Raw genomic sequence first — 17779 nt, 5'->3', positions numbered from 1 at the left:
ATCACAGTGCACGCTTCCTGGGGCCAGGCACCTGGGCGTCCGATTCCCGCAAATACAAGGGTGTTGAGTCAAGCAAAGCCTGCCCGGCAGTGAGCTTGGCCAAGGCGAATTGGCCCAGCGAGGCTGCATCCGGCTGGGTGGTGGCGAAATCTTCATCCGCCTTGAGGACATCGGCGTAGAGGCCTGCCCCTGCGCCGAACACCGGCAAGTCCGGAAGCTCCGAAGCGAAACCAACGTGGGGGCCGTCCACGAGCTCCGGAAGCTGGCCGTCGGCCAGGCTGTATCGGGCCCAGTAGACCTCCTTGCGTCGGGCATCCGTAGCCACCAGGAACTCGGGGGTCGCCGCGGTGGACTCCGCCACTTCCAAGGCGATGGCATCCAGGCTCATGAGCCCATACAGCGGCTTGTCCCACACGAAGGCGAGAGTGCGGGCGGTGGCGATACCGGAGCGGAGCCCGGTGAACGGGCCAGGTCCCACACCGGTGACAATCGCATCGATGTCCGCGCCGGTGACCCCGGCACCAGCCAGGAGTTTTTCAATCCCGGGAGCCAGCACTTCCGCGTGGCTTCGGGTATCCTCCGTAGCGAAAGAGTCCACCACACTTTCCATGGCATCATCCGAGATCAGGGCCGCACTGGCAACCGCTGAGGTATCAATGGCCAGTATCAGCATCAGTAGCCTCCGTTTTCGCTGGTCTCCAAGAGCTTCGGTGCCTCGGCCCAGCGGGGACCAAATCCACGGAAAACGATGGTGCGGGGTTCGTCGTCTTCATCGGTATCGAAGTCCATGACGTCGCCGTCCGTTGTGGCTGCCGTGTTATCCCCGCCAACAGACCTGAGAAGGTCAACCTCCAAGCGGCTGTCCGAGAGATGCTCCACCCGGTCCCGGCCCCATTCCACCACGGTGACCGCTGTATCCATGGTGTTCTCCAGATCGATATCGTCAATCTCCGCTGCCGAGTCCAGCCGGTAAGCGTCAACGTGGACCAGGTCCGGGCCCCCGGGCCTGGGTCCGTCAGCGAGATTGGGGTGGATCCGTACCAGGACAAACGTCGGCGAAATGATGCCGGCACGGACTCCCAGGCCCTCGCCAAGTCCTTGGGTGAACGTCGTCTTGCCCGCACCCAGTTCGCCGGTCAGGACCAGAAGATCCCCGGCCTCAAGCACCCCACCCAATTCTGCCGCGAGCGCATGGGTCTGCTCCGCCGTCGTGACCGTCAGCGTGCGCTCCCACTGGGCTTCGCTCACAGCGCGGCCGTATCTGCTGCGTTGTTGACTTCGACCCGGGCGGGCAGCTCATTGACGTAACTGCGCGGAACCCTGGGGCTGATGCGCGTCACGATTTCGTAGTTGTTGGTTCCCGCGGCGGCCGCCCAATCATCGGCGGTGGGCCCGCCGTCGGCACCGTTGCCGAACATAACAGCCTCGGCGCCCTTGAGATTTGCCGCCGCTTCAGGGGACAGCGGCCCCAGGTCAATGACCATTTGGTCCATGGCAATCCTGCCAACCACCGGGTAGTTGATGCCGTCCACCCGCACAGGACCTCCCGTGGCGATCCGCGGGACACCGTCTGCATAGCCCAGCGGCACCAGGCCCAGCGTGCTTTCCTGGCTGGTCCGGTAATTGAGTCCGTAGGAAACGCCCTGGCCTTCGGGCACCTTCTTGCAGTTGGACAGGAGGGTCCGGACCGTCATGGCGGGATGCAGGCCAAGTTCCGCAGACGTAGCCCCGTCGAAGGGCGACAATCCGTAGATGCCCAGGCCCACTCGGACGAGGTCGAAGTGTGAGTCCGGGCGGGACAACGCCGCAGGCGTGTTGGCAATGTGCCGGACCTCGGTATCCACGCCTGCGTCCTCGGCCATGGCGATGGCTTCCCGGAAGACAGCCAGTTGATCATCGGTTTCAGGGCGTTGGGGTTCGTCAGCAACGGCGAGGTGGGAGAAGATGCCCACCACCCGCAAGAGGCCTTGATCCTGGTATTCCATGGCCTGGCCCAACAACTGGTCCCAGTCAGCGATGGTGCAGCCGTTCCGGCCCAGTCCTGTGTCTACCTTGAGGTGCACACGCGCCGGCCGCTCCTGCTCCCGGGCGGCAGCCACCACGGCTTCGAGTTCCCAACCGGAAATTCCGACGTCGATGCCGGCGGCCACTGCCGCTTGGAAGTTGCTTTCGCGGGTGTGCAGCCAGGCGAGTAGCGGGGCATCAACCCCGGCGGCACGCAGGGCGAGCGCCTCGGAGATGTGGGCGACACCCAGCCAGGCCGCTCCGGCGTCGAGGGCTGCCCGGGCAACCTGCACGGCACCGTGGCCATAAGCGTCTGCCTTCACCACGGCCATCACAGCGGCCGGGGAGGCGATGCCGACGAACTGACGAACGTTGTGCCGCACGGCGTCGAGGTCGATCACGGCGGAGCGTTCCAGCACCGCTGACTTTGCTATGGAGGCCTTCGACCCGATACCGATATCTGCAGCTGCTTCGTAAGTCACCCTAGAGATTCTAGTGCTGTCAGTGAACTCGGGTTAACTGCGCGGTTAGCTGTGGGGCTCTCACGGCTACTGCGCGTCCGACAAATGCGCGATGGTCGCCCGGGCCCGACGCTGTGCTTCCGCCGGGATGTCCTTGACGATCGGTTCCAGGAAGGCGAAGCGCCTCAACCACTGACTTGACTGACGCTCCTTCCGCGCATTCGCCCGTTGCCACCAGTCGGCGATGTCACCCCAACCCGGTGCTGCCAGTGAGCCGCCCACTTCCTGGACCGCCAAGGAGGCGCAAAGGTTCGCGAACCGGAGCCGGTCCCCCAACCTCCACCCTGCCAGGCATCCCACGATGAAGGCCGCCCCGAAACAGTCCCCGGCGCCCGTGGGATCGGAAGCTGATACGGGCAGGGACGGCACCCACTCCTCTTCCCCCGTTTCCGAATCCACTGCCACCGCGCCTTGGGGGCCAAGGGTCACCACTGCCACGGGAACCCGGTCAGCCAAGGAGTACAGGGCCGCCCAGGGGTCGGCCTTCCCGGTAAACGCCATCGCTTCCGGGGCATTGGGCAGGAAGGCGTAGAAGTGCCCCAGCTGGTTCAGCCGGCGCTCCGACCACTCCCCTGTCGGGTCCCAGCCCACCACCCCGAAGAGTTTGGTTCCGGCCTCCTTCGCTGCCAGCATCCACGGTTCCAGTTCCTCCCCCAGGTCAGCGACGGCGGCGAGCGCCTTGGGTGGCTTCCCGATCAGCTCGGAGGAACTAATCGGGGCGGGGTGGCCGTGGGTCACCATTGATCGGTCCTGGTTCACGCACATGGATACCGTGACCGGTGAGTGCCAGCCGGGAACCTTCTGCGAGAGCGAGAGGTCGACGTGTTCCTGGCTTTCCAGGATCTGCCAGTTGTAGTCACCGTAGCCGTCGTCCCCGAAGGTTGCCGCGAGATTGGTCCGCAAGCCGAGGCGCGCGGCGGCAATGGCCTGGTTGGCGACACCACCGGGGCAGCTGCCCATGCCCTCACTCCAGACCTCCGTGCCGGGTTCCGGGGCGTGCGGGAGCCCGGTGAAGATGATGTCCTGGAAAACAGTTCCAGTGAGGAGGAGGTCGCACTGGTGGTCCCCATCCGACCGCAGCGCAGCCAGGGGGTCGAAGCGTCGCTGGGGTTTAGCGTCCATGCACGGCAGACTACGCTGCACGTACTGGGCTGCATAGACTTGCGGGCCTGCATAGACTCGGACCATGCGGCTCATGATTGCCGGTGGCGGCGGATTCCGGGTTCCCCTTGTATTCCGGGCTTTGTGCGCGGGTCCGTTCGCCGGACTGGTGGATGAACTCGTCCTTTTTGACGTGGACGGCTCGCGGCTGGCGGCCATTGAGGCGGTACTCCGCGACATGCCCGCGGACAGAGGTTCCGCACCCGCCGTCGTGGTTTCCACAGACCTTGAGCAGGCACTCACGGGAACAGACATGGTGTTCGCCGCAATCCGCCCAGGCGGTACTGCGGGGAGGATCGCGGACGAGCAGATTCCCTTGAGGCTGGGGTTGCTTGGACAGGAGACCACCGGCGCCGGCGGCATCTCCTATGCGCTCCGCTCGATCCCCCACATGCTGCAGCTCGCTGAGGCGATGCGTCGCCATTGCCCCGACGCGTGGCTCATCAACTTCACCAATCCTGCCGGCATGGTCACCGAAGCGCTGGTTCCCGTCCTGGGACGCAAGGTGATCGGCATCTGCGACTCCGCCGGTGGTTTGGTCCAGCGTGCCGCCCGGGCTGCCGGGGCGCCCCTCAAAGAAGGAACGCTCGACGGCGTGGGCTACTACGGGCTGAACCACCTCGGCTGGCTATACCGGCTGGCTCCTCGTGGAACGGATCTGCTACCTGCCCTGCTGTCCGATCACGCTGCCCTCGAAACCATGGAGGAGGGGCGGTTGTTCGGCCAGCACACCCTGCTGCAACTTGGCTGCCTGCCCAACGAATACCTGTACTACTACTACCAAACGTCACAGGCCACTGAAGCCATTGGACAGCAACGCGAAACGCGCGGGGCGTCCATCCACGACCAGCAACAGTCGCTCTACCCCTCGCTTCTTCAGGCCCCACATCCTTATAAGGTCTGGGATGCTGCCCGGCGCTCCCGCGAGGAAGGCTACTTGGCCGAAGCGCGGACGCATGGGGAGCAGCGCGACGAGTCTGATCTGGCAGGGGGCGGCTACGAACGTGTTGCCCTGTCCGTTATGCGCGCACTGTCCGGGGGCGGGACCGCCCAGCTGATCCTCAACGTGCCCAACTCGCCGGTGTTGCACGCCGCGTCTACCGCAGAGGTGGCCGTTCCGGGGTTGCCGGCAGACGCCGTCGTCGAGGTTCCTTGCGAGGTAACGCCCGACGGCGCGTTGCCACTTCCGCAGGACCGGCCGGACGGGCAGTTCCTCACCCTGATGCAGCATGTGAAAGAGGTTGAGCGGCTGACCATCCGGGCCGTAGTCGCCGGCGAGCGCGAGGCCGCCGTCCAAGCCTTTGCCGCTCACCCGTTGGTAGGTTCGGCCCCCCTGGGCCGGCAGCTGCTGGAAGGGTACGAGGCAGCTTTTCCCGGGCTAAGCCAGTTGTGGGCCTAGAGCTTTCTGTACATGACGTGGAGGCCCAGGTAGCCGATCTCCGGGTGGTTGAAGGCTTCAGGAACCGTGGCCAAAATCTTGAACCCCATGGATTGCCACAACCACACAGCCCTAACGTTGCTCTCCACCACGGCGTTGTACTGCATGGACAGGAACCCGGCTGCCTTGGCTTCGGTCAGGGAGTAGGCACAGAGCGCCCGGGCGATGCCCTGGCCCGAGTTGTTGGCCCCCACCATGTACCCTGCGTTGGCAACATGGCTGCCGCCGCCGGCTTGGTTGGCGTGGAACTCCCCCGTTCCCAATATCTCGCCTGTGTCCTGGCGCGCCGCCACGAACGTTTGACCGGGAGCTTCCTTGATCCACTTGGTCCTGGCTGCTTCCTCCGTGGTGTCACGGTCCCAGGTGAAGGTCTCGCCGCTGCGGATCACAGGCTCCAGGATGGACCACATTCCGGGCCAGTCTTCAGGCGTTGCTTTGCGGATCTGGAAGTTTTGTTCTTGGCTCACAGCCGCCACGCTAGCAGCCTTGTCCACATAGCGGGGCTTGCTCGGCCCGGGACTCGAGCGCAGGAGTAGTGTTTTCTGCAGGGCAAAGCTGATTATTGCCGTGATCGTGAGGAGGACCGGGTGCCGTTGATCCGTCGTGTGGCGTTCCTGTCGTTGCATACCTCCCCCATGGAGCAGCCCGGCGCGGGAGATGCCGGCGGAATGAACGTCTACGTCCGCGCCCTGGCCATGGCACTGGCCGAGTCCGGTGTGGAGGTGGAGATCTTCACCCGTTCCACGAAAACCGGACAGCCCGCCGTCGAACATCCCGGGCCGGGCGTCTGCGTCCATAACGTCATGGCTGGACCGCGCCGCAAGCTGCCCAAGGAAGAACTACCGGCGCTCCTGCACCACATGGTGGAAGAAATCGACAAGATCCGCCACCGACAGCTCCATGGGCGTTACGACGCGATCCATTCCCACTACTGGGTTTCCGGGGTGGCAGGGCTTGAGTTGTCAGAACTCTGGGGTGTCCCGCTGGTCCACACCATGCACACCATGGCAAAGGTCAAGAATCTCGTCCTGGAGTCCGGCGAACGGCCTGAGCCACGGCGCCGCGAAGAAGGCGAACAACGGATCGTAGATGGTGCTTCGCGGCTGGTTGCAAACACTCCTGCCGAGGCGGACGAACTGGTTTCCCATTACGGAGCAGACCTTGACCGGATCGACGTCGCGCCACCCGGGGTGGACCTGAAGGTGTTCACCCCGTCATTCCGGAGGAAGTCCCGTTCCTTGCGGGGAGTCAGGCCCGACAGCTTCCATATACTCTTCGCCGGAAGGATCCAGCGGCTCAAGGGCCCGCAGGTTTTCGTCAAGGCGGCCGGGATCCTGCGCCAACGCAGGCCTGATATCGATCTGGAAATGACTATTCTGGGTTCCCTTAGCGGCGCCAAGGACTTCAACCTCCAGCACTTCATCGAAGACGCCGGACTGGCCGACGTCGTCACTCACCGGCCGCCTGTCGTGGCACCGGAGCTGGCCAGTTGGTTCCGGTCCGCTGACGTGGTGGTGATGCCGTCCTTCAGCGAATCCTTCGGCTTGGTGGCGTTGGAAGCACAGGCGTGCGGTACACCCGTGGTGGCAACCAACGTTGGTGGCCTCTCCCGCGCCATTTCGGACGGAAGAACCGGCCTGCTGGTGGACGGGCACCACCCCTCCGACTGGGCCGACGCCCTTGAGGATCTTTACGACGACGTGCAAACCCGGGAGGACATGGGCCGGCTCGCTGCCACCCACGCCGAGTCCTTTGGATGGCAGCGCACTGCAGCGATCACCTTGGAAAGCTATCGGGAGGCCGTCGGCGGCCTGCTGCTTCCCCGGCGCTGAGTCTCCGCTCGTATCCGCTCCCGGGCTGATAGATTGTCGCGCACAGCGAAAGAACCCCAGCAGCCGCATCCCCGCTGCGGGCAGAGCCGAAGGACAAGGATGTCTGAAAACAAGGTCCTGAGTGATCTTGAAATTGCCCACCACGCAACCATGCTTCCCATTGAAGACATCGCCGAACGCGCAGGCATCAATGTGGACGCCCTCGAGCTGTACGGACCCTACAAGGCCAAGATCAACCGGGCCAAGCTGGTACTCCCCCAGGAAAAGGCCCCCGGCAAGGTGGTGCTGGTCTCTGCCATGTCTCCCACCCCGGCAGGCGAAGGCAAATCCACCACCACAGTGGGACTCGCAGACTCCTTGGCCCGTGCAGGACACAAAGTGATGATCGCCCTGCGTGAACCCTCCCTGGGACCCATCCTGGGCATGAAGGGAGGGGCAACCGGCGGCGGGTACTCCCAAGTGTTGCCCATGGATGACATCAACCTGCACTTCACCGGGGACTTCCACGCCATCACGTCTGCGAACAACGCCCTCATGGCACTCGTGGACAACCACATATTCCAAGGCAACCAACTCGGAATCGATCCCCGGCGCATGACGTTCAAACGCGTCCTGGACATGAACGACCGCTCGCTACGGGAAGTTGTCATTGGTCTCGGCGGCCCCATACAAGGAGTACCTCGGCAGGACGGCTTCGACATCACCGTCGCCTCGGAAATCATGGCGGTCTTCTGCCTCGCAACGGACCTCGACGACCTTCGGGCCCGGCTGGGGCGCATCACCTTCGGGTACACCTACGATCGCACCCCTGTCACCGTGTCAGACCTCGGCGTGGAGGGTGCACTGACAATGCTCCTGAAAGACGCCATCAAGCCGAACCTCGTCCAAACCATCGCGGGCACCCCTGCGTTGGTGCACGGCGGACCCTTCGCGAACATTGCCCACGGCTGCAATTCCCTGATCGCTACCGGCACCGCCATGCAGCTTGCGGACATCGTGGTCACCGAAGCCGGCTTCGGCGCAGACCTCGGCGCTGAGAAGTACATGGACATCAAGGCGCGCATCGCCGACGTGGCGCCATCCGCCGTCGTGGTGGTTGCAACAATCCGCGCCCTCAAAATGCAGGGCGGGGTTCCCAAGGAGAAACTCAGCGAGCCAAACGTCGAGGCCATGGCGGCCGGCGTCGAGAATTTGAAAAGGCACGTGGTCAACGTTGCGAAGTTCGGCATTTCGCCCGTTGTATCCATCAACAAGTTTGGAACCGACACTCCCGAGGAACTTGAGTGGCTCCTCGCCTGGTGTGCAGCAGAAGGCGTGGAAGCCGCCGTAGCTGATGTTTGGGGCCGCGGAGGCGGAGGCGACGGCGGTGACGAGCTCGCAGCCAAAGTTGCGGCGGCTTTGGATGCGCCGTCCAACTTCCGTCACCTGTACCCGCTGGAACTGAGTGTCGAGGACAAGATCCAAACGATTGTGCAGGAGATTTACGGGGCCGATGGCGTGGAGTTCTCAGTTCCGGCACTCAGGCGCCTCGCCGAGATCGAGAAGAATGGCTGGTCAGGGCTCCCTGTGTGCATGGCCAAGACCCAGTATTCCTTCACTGACGACGCCTCCAGGCTTGGTGCGCCCAAGGGATTCCGGGTGCACGTCCGCGAACTGATTCCCAAGACGGGTGCCGGGTTCATTGTTGCGTTGACCGGCGCGGTGATGACCATGCCTGGCCTCCCCAAGGAACCCGCCGCGATGCGCATGGACGTCGACTCGGACGGTAACCCCACGGGCCTTTTCTAACCATCTCTCACATCCCACCCCCTCCAACCCGACCATCTCTCACTCTTCGAGGAAAGTGATAGAGCGTCCGGCCCAAGCCTGAGGGATCTGATAGAGCGTCCGGCCCAAGCCTGAGGGATCTGTTAGAGCGTCCGGGATACGACAAACGCCCCCGTATCGGAATACGGGGGCGCTCGGTGTAACGGAGTGTTTAGCGTTCGATGTCGCCGCGGATGAAGGCTTCAACCTTGTCGCGGGCGAGGTCGTCGTTGAACTGCTCCGGCGGCGACTTCATGAAGTAGCTGGAAGCTGAAAGCAGCGGGCCGCCGATGCCACGGTCCAGGCCGATCTTCGCAGCGCGGATGGCGTCGATGATCACGCCGGCAGAGTTCGGCGAGTCCCACACTTCGAGCTTGTACTCAAGGGAAACGGGCGCGTCACCGAAGTTGCGGCCCTCAAGGCGGACGAAGGCCCACTTGCGGTCGTCGAGCCATGCAACGTAGTCGGACGGTCCAATGTGGACATCGTCGGCGTGCAGCTCAGCTTCGACGTTGGAGGTAACGGCCTGGGTCTTGGAGATCTTCTTGGACTCCAGGCGGTCGCGTTCCAGCATGTTCTTGAAGTCCATGTTGCCGCCGACGTTCAGCTGGTACGTGCGGTCCAAAGTGACACCGCGATCCTCGAACAGCTTGGCCATGACGCGGTGCGTGATAGTGGCACCGATCTGGCTCTTGATGTCGTCACCAACAATCGGGACACCGGCTTCAGTGAATTTGTCCGCCCATTCCTTGGTGCCTGCGATGAAGACGGGCAGCGCATTGACGAAAGCAACACCGGCATCGATAGCGCACTGGGCGTAGAACTTGGCGGCCTGGTCCGAACCGACGGGCAGGTAGCAGACCATGACGTCGGCCTTGGCCTCGCGGAGCGCGGCAACAATGTCAACGGCTTCTTCCGAGGCCTCGACGATGGTCTCGCGGTAGTACTTGCCGAGGCCGTCCAGGGTGTGGCCGCGCTGCACGGTCACACCAGTGGCCGGAACGTCGGCGATCTTGATGGTGTTGTTTTCGCTGGCACCGATGGCGTCTGCGAGGTCAAGTCCCACCTTTTTGCTATCGACGTCGAAAGCAGCAACGAACTGGACGTCGTTGACGTGGTACTTACCGAACTCGACGTGCATCAGACCCGGGATCGTGGCCTTGGGGTCAGCGTCGCGATAGTACTGAACACCTTGGACCAGCGATGCGGCGCAGTTACCTACGCCGACAATGGCAACACGAATCGGATGTGAAGACACGGAACTCCTTTTGAGAAATAACCTCAGGTGCCAGGCGCATCCCTGACTGAGTCCAGGGCACGGCTGATTGGCACGGCGCCATTCGGCGCACACTTGCATTGTAACCAACACAGCGGAAGCCGGTTTTGTTCCCTACCGGCTTCCGCTGTTTATGTCAGTTCTTGAATGTTACTTCTGCGCCCATAGATTGATGTCCGACTCGACGGCGAACTCGTCAATCGCAGTGAGCTCGTCTGTAGTGAACTTCAGGTTGTTGATTGCGCTGAGAGTGTCCTCAAGCTGGTCCACGCTGGAGGCACCAATAAGTGCCGATGTCACCGGCGAACCCTTGGGCTGATCGCGAAGGATCCACGCAATGGCCATCTGTGCGAGGGTCTGCCCACGCCCCTCGGCAATGGCGTTCAATCCGCGCACGCGTTCCAGCTTGTCTTCAGTCAATGCGGACTCGGACAGGAAGCGTTCCTTGGCTGCTCGGGAGTCGGCCGGCACACCGTTGAGGTACCGGTTGGTGAGCATGCCCTGGGCGAGCGGTGAGAAGGCAATTGAACCGGCGCCCACTTGATCCAGCGCTTCATATAGGTTGGGCGACCCGTTTTCCGTCCACCTGTTCAGCATGGAGTAGCTGGGCTGGTGGATGAGCAGCGGGGTTCCGAGCTCCTTCAGAATCCGGGCAGCTTCGAGGGTCTGCTCCGGGGTATAGGAGGAGATGCCCGCGTAGAGTGCCTTGCCCGACCGGACCGCGTAGTCCAGCGCACCCATGGTCTCTTCCAGCGGCGTTTCGGGGTCGGGACGGTGGCTGTAGAAAATGTCCACATAGTCCAGGCCCATGCGCTCCAGCGACTGGTCGAGGCTGGAAATCAGGTACTTACGGGATCCCCATTCCCCGTACGGCCCGGGCCACATGTAGTAGCCGGCTTTGGTGGAGATGACCAGTTCATCGCGGTACGGCTTGAAGTCTTCCTTCAAGTGACGTCCGAAGTTGGTCTCAGCCGATCCGTCCGGCGGTCCGTAGTTGTTGGCGAGGTCGAAATGGTTCACGCCGAGGTCGAATGCCCGGCGCAGGATGGCGCGCTGTTCGTCGAAGCGTTTGTCGTCGCCGAAGTTGTGCCAGAGTCCCAGCGAGATGGCGGGGAGCTTGAGTCCGCTGCGTCCGACGCGGCGGTAGGGCATGGTTTCGTAGCGGTTTTCCGCGGCCGAATAAGTCATACGTACCATCCTGCCACTGCACAAACCGGGGTGACGGCGCTGTCCGCAATGTGGGCGCCGTCACCCTCGATCGGCAGGGCTTAGTGGACGCGCACGACGGCGGCGCTACCGCCGGGAAGCGTCAGCGTCCCTTCTTCCAGTGCTGCTTCGCTGTCAGTGGCCAGCAGCACGGATCCGGTCAGCGGCGTCCCCAGTGCTTCGTTCCCGAAGTTGCAAACCACCCGGACTGAGCCGCGGGAGAACTGCAGCCAGTGTTCGTCGTCGTCGAACTCAACGGAGGTCTCACCGAATCCACCGTCCGCCAGCTCCGGAGTGTTCCGGCGCAGCTGTGCTAGATCCTTGTACAGCTGCAGCAAGCGTGCGTGGTCGCCTTCTCCTGCTTCGTCCCACTTGAGCTTGGAACGCTGGAACGTTTCCGGGTCCTGCGGATCAGGGACCACGGCAGGGTCCCAACCCATACGTTCGAACTCCTTGATCCGCCCCTCCGCTGTGGCCTTCCCAAGCTCAGGTTCCGGGTGGGAGGTGAAGAACTGCCACGGCGTTGAGGCCCCAAATTCCTCGCCCATGAACAACATGGGCGTGAACGGGGACGTCATGGTCAGCACAGCCCCTATGGCCAGCTTTCCATACGACAACGAAGCTGTGAGCCGGTCGCCAGTTGCCCGGTTGCCGATTTGGTCGTGGTTCTGCAAGCAGACCACCAGCGCAGACGGCTGCGCCAAATCGTGCCTGATGGGCCGGCCGTGATGCCGTTCCCGGAAGCTGGAGTAGCTGCCATCGTGAAGGAAGCCATGTTGCAAGACCTTCGCCAGGACTGCCAGGGAGTCGAAGTCAGCGTAGTAGCCGGTAGTCTCCCCGCTGAGGTTGACGTGCACTGCGTGATGGAAGTCGTCGCTCCACTGGCCTTCCAACCCGTAGCCATTGTCCTTGCGCGGATAGATGAGCCGCGGGTTGTTCAGGTCAGACTCAGCAATCATGGTCCGGGGAATTCCCGTCTCCGCCTCAATCTCATCTCCCAACGCGCCGAACTCCTCAAGGATGTGCACGGCGCGCTCGTCACGCAAGGCATGCACGGCATCGAGACGAAGTCCGTCCACATGGTAGTCCCGGAGCCACATCGCCGCATTTTCCAGGATGTAGCGGCGAACGTCATCCGAGCCGGGTCCGTCCAGGTTGACCGAATCACCCCAGGTGTTGCCGTCTCCCGATTTAAGGTAGGGACCGTACTTGGGCAGATAGTTTCCGCTCGGCCCGAGGTGGTTGTAAACAACGTCCTGAATGACACCCAAACCGGCAGCATGAGCAGCATCCACAAAGCGCTGGTATGCCTCAGGTCCGCCATAGGGTTCGTGGACTGCATACCAAAGGACGCCGTCGTAGCCCCAGTTGTGGACACCGTTGAAGCCGTTGACCGGCAGCAGCTCGATGAAGTCGACACCAAGCTCCACCAAGTAGTCCAGCTTCCCGGCGGCGGCATCCAACGTTCCTTCGGGGGTGAAGGTGCCCAGATGCATCTCGTAGATCACGGAACCTTTGAGATTCCGGCCCTTCCATCCGCTATCCTTCCACTCATGGGTGGAGGGATCGAAGGTCGCAGATAAACCGTGGACCCCGTCCGGCTGCCTCCGCGAGCGGGGGTCGGGAAACGGCCCCTCCCCGTCAACGATGTAGCCGTACCGCACCCCGTCGGCTTGCTGCGCCGCCACATCAGCCGGCGCGCGCCACCAACCGCGGGCGCCGCCGTCGTGGTGGTGTTCCATGCCGTACTCCCGGTCTCCGACCAGCAACCGAACAGAATCGGCGTTCGGTGCCCAGACGTCGTAACGGTTTTTTCCAGCAGCGTTTTCCAGCATCAAGTTCCCCTGTACATGTTCAAGCGTGCTTGCAGTGACGATGTTGACGGTCAGCTCATCAGGACCGCCCAACAATCAGTCCGTGGGTACCAGTAGGGCCACCGGGTATTGCGCCAGCAATGTGGCCACAGGCACAGCACCGGCCCCGTACGTAGCGCCAGTGAGTTCATCCCGGCATTCCACTGTCAGTTCGATTGACGTGTCCCGCCAGCCGCCTTCCCTGGCCAGGCGCTTGGGCAAGCGCGTGGCAACGGTGAGAGCTCCCCGACGGTCAGCCCCTCGATCGAAAGCCACCACGTGTGCGGCGGCAGCGCCTTGGGCCGCGACGGGGAGGTAGCCGGCGAACAACCCGGGCCTGTCGCGACGCAACCGCAGCGCACGGGAAATCACCAGCAGTTTGGCAGCTTCCTCCGTGAATGCGGGCTTGGAACCATCATCCAGCTCCGCCAAGGCAGCGATGCGGGCTTGGAAGTCCACTGGCCGCCGGTTGTCAGGGTCAGTCAGCGAGCCGTCCCTGAATTCCGTCCCCTGGTAGACGTCGGGGACGCCGGGCATGGTCAGCTGGATCAGTTTGGCGGACAGCGAGTTGGACGTTCCATAAGGTTCGAGCTCGTCCACGAAGTTCGTCAGGGCTGCGGTTACCTCCGGGACGTCGAATACGGCGTCGACGGCGGCAGCCAACTTGCGCTCGAACTCCTGGTTGGGGTCGGTCCAGTTAGTGGAATTACCGGCCTCGCGGGCTGCCTTCAAGGCATAGGACTGTAAACGCTGGCGATCCGCGGGCCATGCGCCCACGATCGATTGCCAGATCAGTGCCGAGAGGGGTCCATCGGGGATGGGCGCGAGTTCCTGGACGGTGCCGAGGAAAAGCTCCCATTCAGGTACTGCCTCGGAGATGACCGAGATCCTGGCCCTTGCGTCCTCGCTCCGCTTGGTGTCGTGGGTACTCAGCGTTGTCATGGAGAGCGGCAAGAGCTGCTGCCTGCGGGCCATTCGCTCATGGAAGACTCCACTGGGGATCGAGAATTCCGTGGGATCCGCGCCCACTTCCGTCAGTGATCCTAGCCGCGTATAGCGGAAGAACGCAGTGTCCTCCACACCCTTGGCCATCACCATGCCGGACGTCTGCTGGAAACGCCGGGCCAGCAAACTGGTCTCATCCAGCAAGAGCGGCTGAAGCTGGCCGAGGACGGTTGCCAGGTCAGGTCGCTCCTTGGCGGCATTTTCCACGGACTCTACGAGCGTCTTCCCGCCGTAGGGCAGATATGTCCTGTAGATGGGGAAGCAACAAATTACTTCAGCCAGTGCGTCGGCTACCTTGGCGAACGGCAGCTCCAAGGTTTCGGGCACCAGGCGGGCCAGCCGCAGGATTTCCGAGCGCAAAATGCCATCGGCGATGCGGCGCTTGGTGGCATGAATCATGGCGTGGTAATCCGCCGGAGCGTCCGCATTCCGCAGACGGGCATCGAGGGAGTTCAGGTACTCCTCCGCAGCCGGGTCCACAAAAAGGCGGTCAACGTCAGCCAAAGCGTCGTATCCTGTGGTCCCTTCGCAGTCGAAGGTCTCGGGCAGCCGCTCCCCCGGTTCCAGGATCTTCTCCACCAACAGGTAAGCGCCCCCCGTCACCTCGCGCAGCCTGGCGAGGTAACCCTCGGGGTCGGCGAGCCCATCCGGGTGGTCGATCCTCAGGCCGTCCACCAGACCTTCGCGGAACCAGCGGACAATCTCTTCATGGGACTCGTCAAAGACCCAGGGAACCTCGACGCGCACTCCGGCCAAGGTGTTCACTGCGAAGAACCGCCGGTAGTTCAGGTCTGCGTCAGCCCGGCGCCAGCCAACCAACTCATAGTGCTGCCGGGCATGGACCTCACGCGGGTTGTCCCCGGACGTGTACGTCCCCTCGGCCAACGGGAAACTGTGGTCGTAGTAGCGAAGTTCGTCGTCCACGACCTTCAGCTCGTCAAGGTCGTCGTCACTTCCCAAGACGGGGATGCGGATCTTCCCCCCGCCGAACTCCCAGTCAACGTCGAAGGCCTCGGCATACTTTGAGCCGCGGCCTTCCCTCAGCAGCTGCCACCACCATGCATTCTGCTTGGGCGAAGCAACGCCCATGTGGTTCGGCACGATGTCGGCCAGGATGCCCAGGCCCTTGTCCTTCGCTGCCTTGGACAGGGCGGAGAGCCCTTCCGGGCCTCCCCTGGAGGGATCCACAGTGGAGGGATCGGTCACGTCATAACCGTGGTCCGAGCCCTTTTCTGCAGTCAGGATCGGTGACACATAGACCCAGTCGATACCTAGGGACTGCAGGTATCCCGTGAGCTCAGCTGCATCCTGAAGAGTGAAGCTCGGGCGAATTTGGAGCCGATATGTGGAGACAGGGGTCCTCATGCGTTCGGCTCCTTCGTTTCACCTTCATCGTCATCGCCCTCGGGCGCAGCGCCCTTGTAATCGAACGGCAACGACGTCACCGCAGGGGCGGTGATGGATGCCGTTTCCGGAGTGCTCGTATGAGTCAGCGCGGCAAGGGAAGCTGCAACAGAGTGATCCGGTTCAATTTCCGGGGTGCTGTGGGCACGGAGTACCACCAGTGACTTACCGCCGACCATCAGGATCTGGTCGGGCTTGATAACACCTGCTTCAGCGCCTTCTCCAGCGGTGTCGATCATGACATCCCAAGCGGGCGCATACTCGTCGGAAGGAATCCGGAAGCCTACTTCGTCCTGGTCGGCATTGAAGTACAACAGGAAGTTGACGTCAGTGATACGTCGGCCCTGTGTATCCCGGCCATGGATGCCGTCGCCATTAAGGAACACGCCCACGGAGCGTCCCAGGGCTTCGTCCCAATCGGACGGCGTCATGGTGCTCGCGTCGGCATCCAGCCATACGATGTCCGGGAGCCGCTCGCCTTCACCACGCAATACCGGACGACCATCGAAGAATCGACTGCGACGCAGGCTCGGATGTTTGGCACGGAGTGCGCTGACCGCCGCCGTGAACTCGATCAGGGGCTGGTCCACGTTGTCCCAGTTGATCCACGTGAGCTCGGAGTCCTGGCAGTAGCCGTTGTTGTTGCCGTTCTGCGTCCTGCCGAGTTCGTCGCCGTGCAGAAGCATGGGAACACCCTGGGACAGGAACAGCGAGGCAATGAAGTTGCGCTGCTGGCGTGCCCGCAGACCAAGGACGGTGGGATCATCCGTGGGCCCTTCCGCACCGCAATTCCAGGAACGGTTGTGGGATTCGCCGTCGTTGTTGCCCTCGCCGTTGGCTTCGTTGTGCTTCTCGTTGTAGGACACAAGGTCAGCCAGCGTGAAGCCATCGTGGGCGGTGACGAAGTTGATCGAGGCCACCGGGCGACGCCCGGAGTGCTCGTAAAGGTCCGCCGACCCTGTCAACCGGGATGCGAACTCGCCCAAGGTGGAAGGTTCGCCGCGCCAGAAGTCGCGGACGGTGTCGCGGTATTGGCCGTTCCACTCTGTCCACTGGGGAGGGAAGTTGCCCACTTGGTAGCCGCCGGGCCCAACGTCCCAAGGCTCGGCAATGAGCTTCACCTGGGAGACCACCGGGTCCTGTTGGATGAGTTCGAAGAAGGTGGACAGCTTGTCCACATCGTAGAACTCACGGGCCAACGTGGAGGCGAGGTCAAAGCGGAATCCGTCTACGTGCATCTCGGTCACCCAGTAGCGCAGGGAATCCATGAGCAGCTGGAGGGAGTGCGGGCTGCGGACATTGAGCGAGTTGCCCGTGCCGGTGTAGTCCATGTAGTACTTCTGGTCGTCTTCCACCAGGCGGTAGTACGCGGAGTTATCAATGCCCTTGAAGGACAGCGTGGGTCCGAGGTGGTTTCCCTCGGCCGTGTGGTTGTACACGACGTCGAGGATGACCTCGATACCAGCTGTGTGCAGCGCCCGCACCATGGCCTTGAAGTCCTGGACCTGCTGTCCGGTATCACCCTTGGAGCTGTAGCTGTTGTGGGGCGCAAAGAAACCGATGGTGTTGTAGCCCCAGTAGTTGTTCAGGCCCTTGTCCTGCAGGATGCCGTCATTGACGAACTGGTGCACCGGCATGAGTTCGATCGCCGTGATCCCCAGCTTCTGCAGGTGGGAAATAACCGCCGGGTGGGCGACGCCGGCATATGTGCCGCGCTGCTCCTCGGGCACTTCCGGATGCATCTGGGTGAGGCCCTTGACGTGCGCCTCATAGATTACGGACTTGTGATACGGAATCCGCAGGAGCTTGTCACCGTCCCAGTCGAAGAACGGGTTGATGACCACGCCCAGCATCATGTGCGGTGCAGAGTCCTCGTCGTTGCGCGAATCCGGGTCACCCATGTTGTATGAGAACAGGGCCGGGTCCCAGTCGATCTGACGGTGGACGGCCTTGGCGTAAGGATCCAGCAGCAGCTTGTTGGGATTAAAGCGTTGGCCCTCGTCAGGGTTGTAGGGGCCGTGCACCCTGTAGCCGTACTTCTGTCCCGGTTGGACCTGCGGCAGATAACAGTGCCATACGTAACCATCCACTTCGGTAACTTCTACGCGGACTTCCCCGCCGTCGTCGTCGAAGAGACACAATTCCACTTTTTCGGCCTTCTCGCTAAAAAGCGCGAAGTTGGTGCCGGTGCCGTCAAAGGTGGCACCCAGCGGATAAGCCGATCCAGGCCAGACTTCCATGCGTTCTCCTCTTGATGATGCGAACAACTGTTG

The 17779-nt window shown here is 62.7% G+C and carries 13 protein-coding genes; 3 read left to right on the top strand and 10 right to left on the bottom strand.

Features of this window, described 5'->3' with window-relative positions; translation table 11 throughout:
* Position 1: 1 nt before the first annotated feature.
* The 4 genes from tsaB to ACZ881_RS10215 all read right to left on the bottom strand — a co-directional run bounded on the left by tsaB (position 2) and on the right by ACZ881_RS10215 (position 3647).
* The gene (tsaB, locus tag ACZ881_RS10230; RefSeq protein ID WP_420178585.1) at positions 2–673 is read right to left on the bottom strand and encodes a tRNA (adenosine(37)-N6)-threonylcarbamoyltransferase complex dimerization subunit type 1 TsaB; all 672 of its coding nucleotides are present in this window, start codon (positions 671–673) and stop codon (positions 2–4) included.
* Entirely contained in the window at positions 673–1248 is a 576-nt protein-coding gene (tsaE, locus tag ACZ881_RS10225) for a tRNA (adenosine(37)-N6)-threonylcarbamoyltransferase complex ATPase subunit type 1 TsaE (protein ID WP_476114854.1), read from the bottom strand. The genes tsaB and tsaE overlap by 1 nt, the downstream gene beginning before the upstream one ends.
* Positions 1245–2486, bottom strand: a complete 1242-nt coding sequence (gene alr / locus ACZ881_RS10220; protein WP_178997152.1) for an alanine racemase — start codon at positions 2484–2486, stop codon at positions 1245–1247. The genes tsaE and alr overlap by 4 nt, the downstream gene beginning before the upstream one ends.
* 66 nt (positions 2487–2552) lie before the next feature.
* Positions 2553–3647, bottom strand: a complete 1095-nt coding sequence (locus ACZ881_RS10215; protein WP_476114848.1) for a carbohydrate kinase family protein — start codon at positions 3645–3647, stop codon at positions 2553–2555.
* 64 nt (positions 3648–3711) lie between these two features.
* Here ACZ881_RS10215 and ACZ881_RS10210 point away from each other — a divergent pair, with 64 nt between their 5' ends.
* Positions 3712–5085 carry a 6-phospho-beta-glucosidase gene (locus ACZ881_RS10210; RefSeq protein ID WP_476114845.1) on the top strand — a complete coding sequence of 458 codons (1374 nt, stop codon included), beginning with the start codon at positions 3712–3714 and terminating at the stop codon, positions 5083–5085.
* On the opposite strand, the gene ACZ881_RS10205 is transcribed toward ACZ881_RS10210, so the two are convergent.
* Positions 5082–5600, bottom strand: a complete 519-nt coding sequence (locus ACZ881_RS10205; protein WP_476114842.1) for an N-acetyltransferase family protein — start codon at positions 5598–5600, stop codon at positions 5082–5084. The two genes, ACZ881_RS10210 and ACZ881_RS10205, sit on opposite strands and share 4 nt — an antisense overlap.
* A gap of 111 nt (positions 5601–5711) precedes the next feature.
* On the opposite strand from ACZ881_RS10205, the gene mshA reads away from it, so the two are divergent.
* Both mshA and ACZ881_RS10195 read left to right on the top strand, forming a co-directional pair.
* Positions 5712–6956 carry a D-inositol-3-phosphate glycosyltransferase gene (mshA, locus tag ACZ881_RS10200; protein WP_476114839.1) on the top strand — a complete coding sequence of 415 codons (1245 nt, stop codon included), beginning with the start codon at positions 5712–5714 and terminating at the stop codon, positions 6954–6956.
* 99 nt (positions 6957–7055) lie between these two features.
* Positions 7056–8744: a formate--tetrahydrofolate ligase gene (locus ACZ881_RS10195; protein ID WP_476114834.1), complete on the top strand. Its 1689-nt coding sequence runs from the start codon at positions 7056–7058 to the stop codon at positions 8742–8744.
* Positions 8745–8934: 190 nt separating this feature from the next.
* On the opposite strand, the gene ACZ881_RS10190 is transcribed toward ACZ881_RS10195, so the two are convergent.
* From ACZ881_RS10190 to glgX, 5 genes are all read right to left on the bottom strand, one after another.
* A complete protein-coding gene (locus ACZ881_RS10190; protein ID WP_054808938.1) occupies positions 8935–10020 on the bottom strand; it encodes an inositol-3-phosphate synthase in 1086 nt (361 codons plus the stop codon).
* Positions 10021–10188: 168 nt separating this feature from the next.
* Positions 10189–11226 (bottom strand): L-glyceraldehyde 3-phosphate reductase, encoded by a 1038-nt coding sequence (gene mgrA, locus ACZ881_RS10185; protein ID WP_476114827.1) that lies wholly within the window; start codon positions 11224–11226, stop codon positions 10189–10191.
* Between the two features lie 80 nt (positions 11227–11306).
* Positions 11307–13079, bottom strand: coding sequence for a malto-oligosyltrehalose trehalohydrolase (gene treZ, locus ACZ881_RS10180; protein ID WP_476114823.1), 1773 nt, complete (start codon positions 13077–13079; stop codon positions 11307–11309).
* A 75-nt stretch (positions 13080–13154) separates the two neighbouring features.
* Positions 13155–15467 carry a malto-oligosyltrehalose synthase gene (gene treY / locus ACZ881_RS10175; protein ID WP_454811112.1) on the bottom strand — a complete coding sequence of 771 codons (2313 nt, stop codon included), beginning with the start codon at positions 15465–15467 and terminating at the stop codon, positions 13155–13157.
* The gene (gene glgX / locus ACZ881_RS10170) at positions 15464–17746 is read right to left on the bottom strand and encodes a glycogen debranching protein GlgX (RefSeq protein WP_476114820.1); all 2283 of its coding nucleotides are present in this window, start codon (positions 17744–17746) and stop codon (positions 15464–15466) included. Before glgX ends, treY begins: the two co-directional genes overlap by 4 nt.
* Positions 17747–17779 lie beyond the last annotated feature (33 nt).

This window comes from Paenarthrobacter sp. TE3676 (genome assembly GCF_056279165.1).
Note: the sequence above shows the minus strand (reverse complement) of the source record. Positions and strands in the feature narration are given on the sequence as shown.

Bases quoted from the DNA above. Each gene is read 5' to 3' on its own strand.
- mgrA (WP_476114827.1), bottom strand. From the start codon at position 11,226: ATGACTTATTCGGCCGCGGAAAACCGCTACGAAACCATGCCCTACCGC.
- ACZ881_RS10215 (WP_476114848.1), bottom strand. From the start codon at position 3,647: ATGGACGCTAAACCCCAGCGACGCTTCGACCCCCTGGCTGCGCTGCGG.
- tsaB (WP_420178585.1), bottom strand. From the start codon at position 673: ATGCTGATACTGGCCATTGATACCTCAGCGGTTGCCAGTGCGGCCCTG.
- ACZ881_RS10210 (WP_476114845.1), top strand. From the start codon at position 3,712: ATGCGGCTCATGATTGCCGGTGGCGGCGGATTCCGGGTTCCCCTTGTA.
- treZ (WP_476114823.1), bottom strand. From the start codon at position 13,079: ATGCTGGAAAACGCTGCTGGAAAAAACCGTTACGACGTCTGGGCACCG.
- glgX (WP_476114820.1), bottom strand. From the start codon at position 17,746: ATGGAAGTCTGGCCTGGATCGGCTTATCCGCTGGGTGCCACCTTTGAC.
- ACZ881_RS10195 (WP_476114834.1), top strand. From the start codon at position 7,056: ATGTCTGAAAACAAGGTCCTGAGTGATCTTGAAATTGCCCACCACGCA.
- treY (WP_454811112.1), bottom strand. From the start codon at position 15,467: ATGAGGACCCCTGTCTCCACATATCGGCTCCAAATTCGCCCGAGCTTC.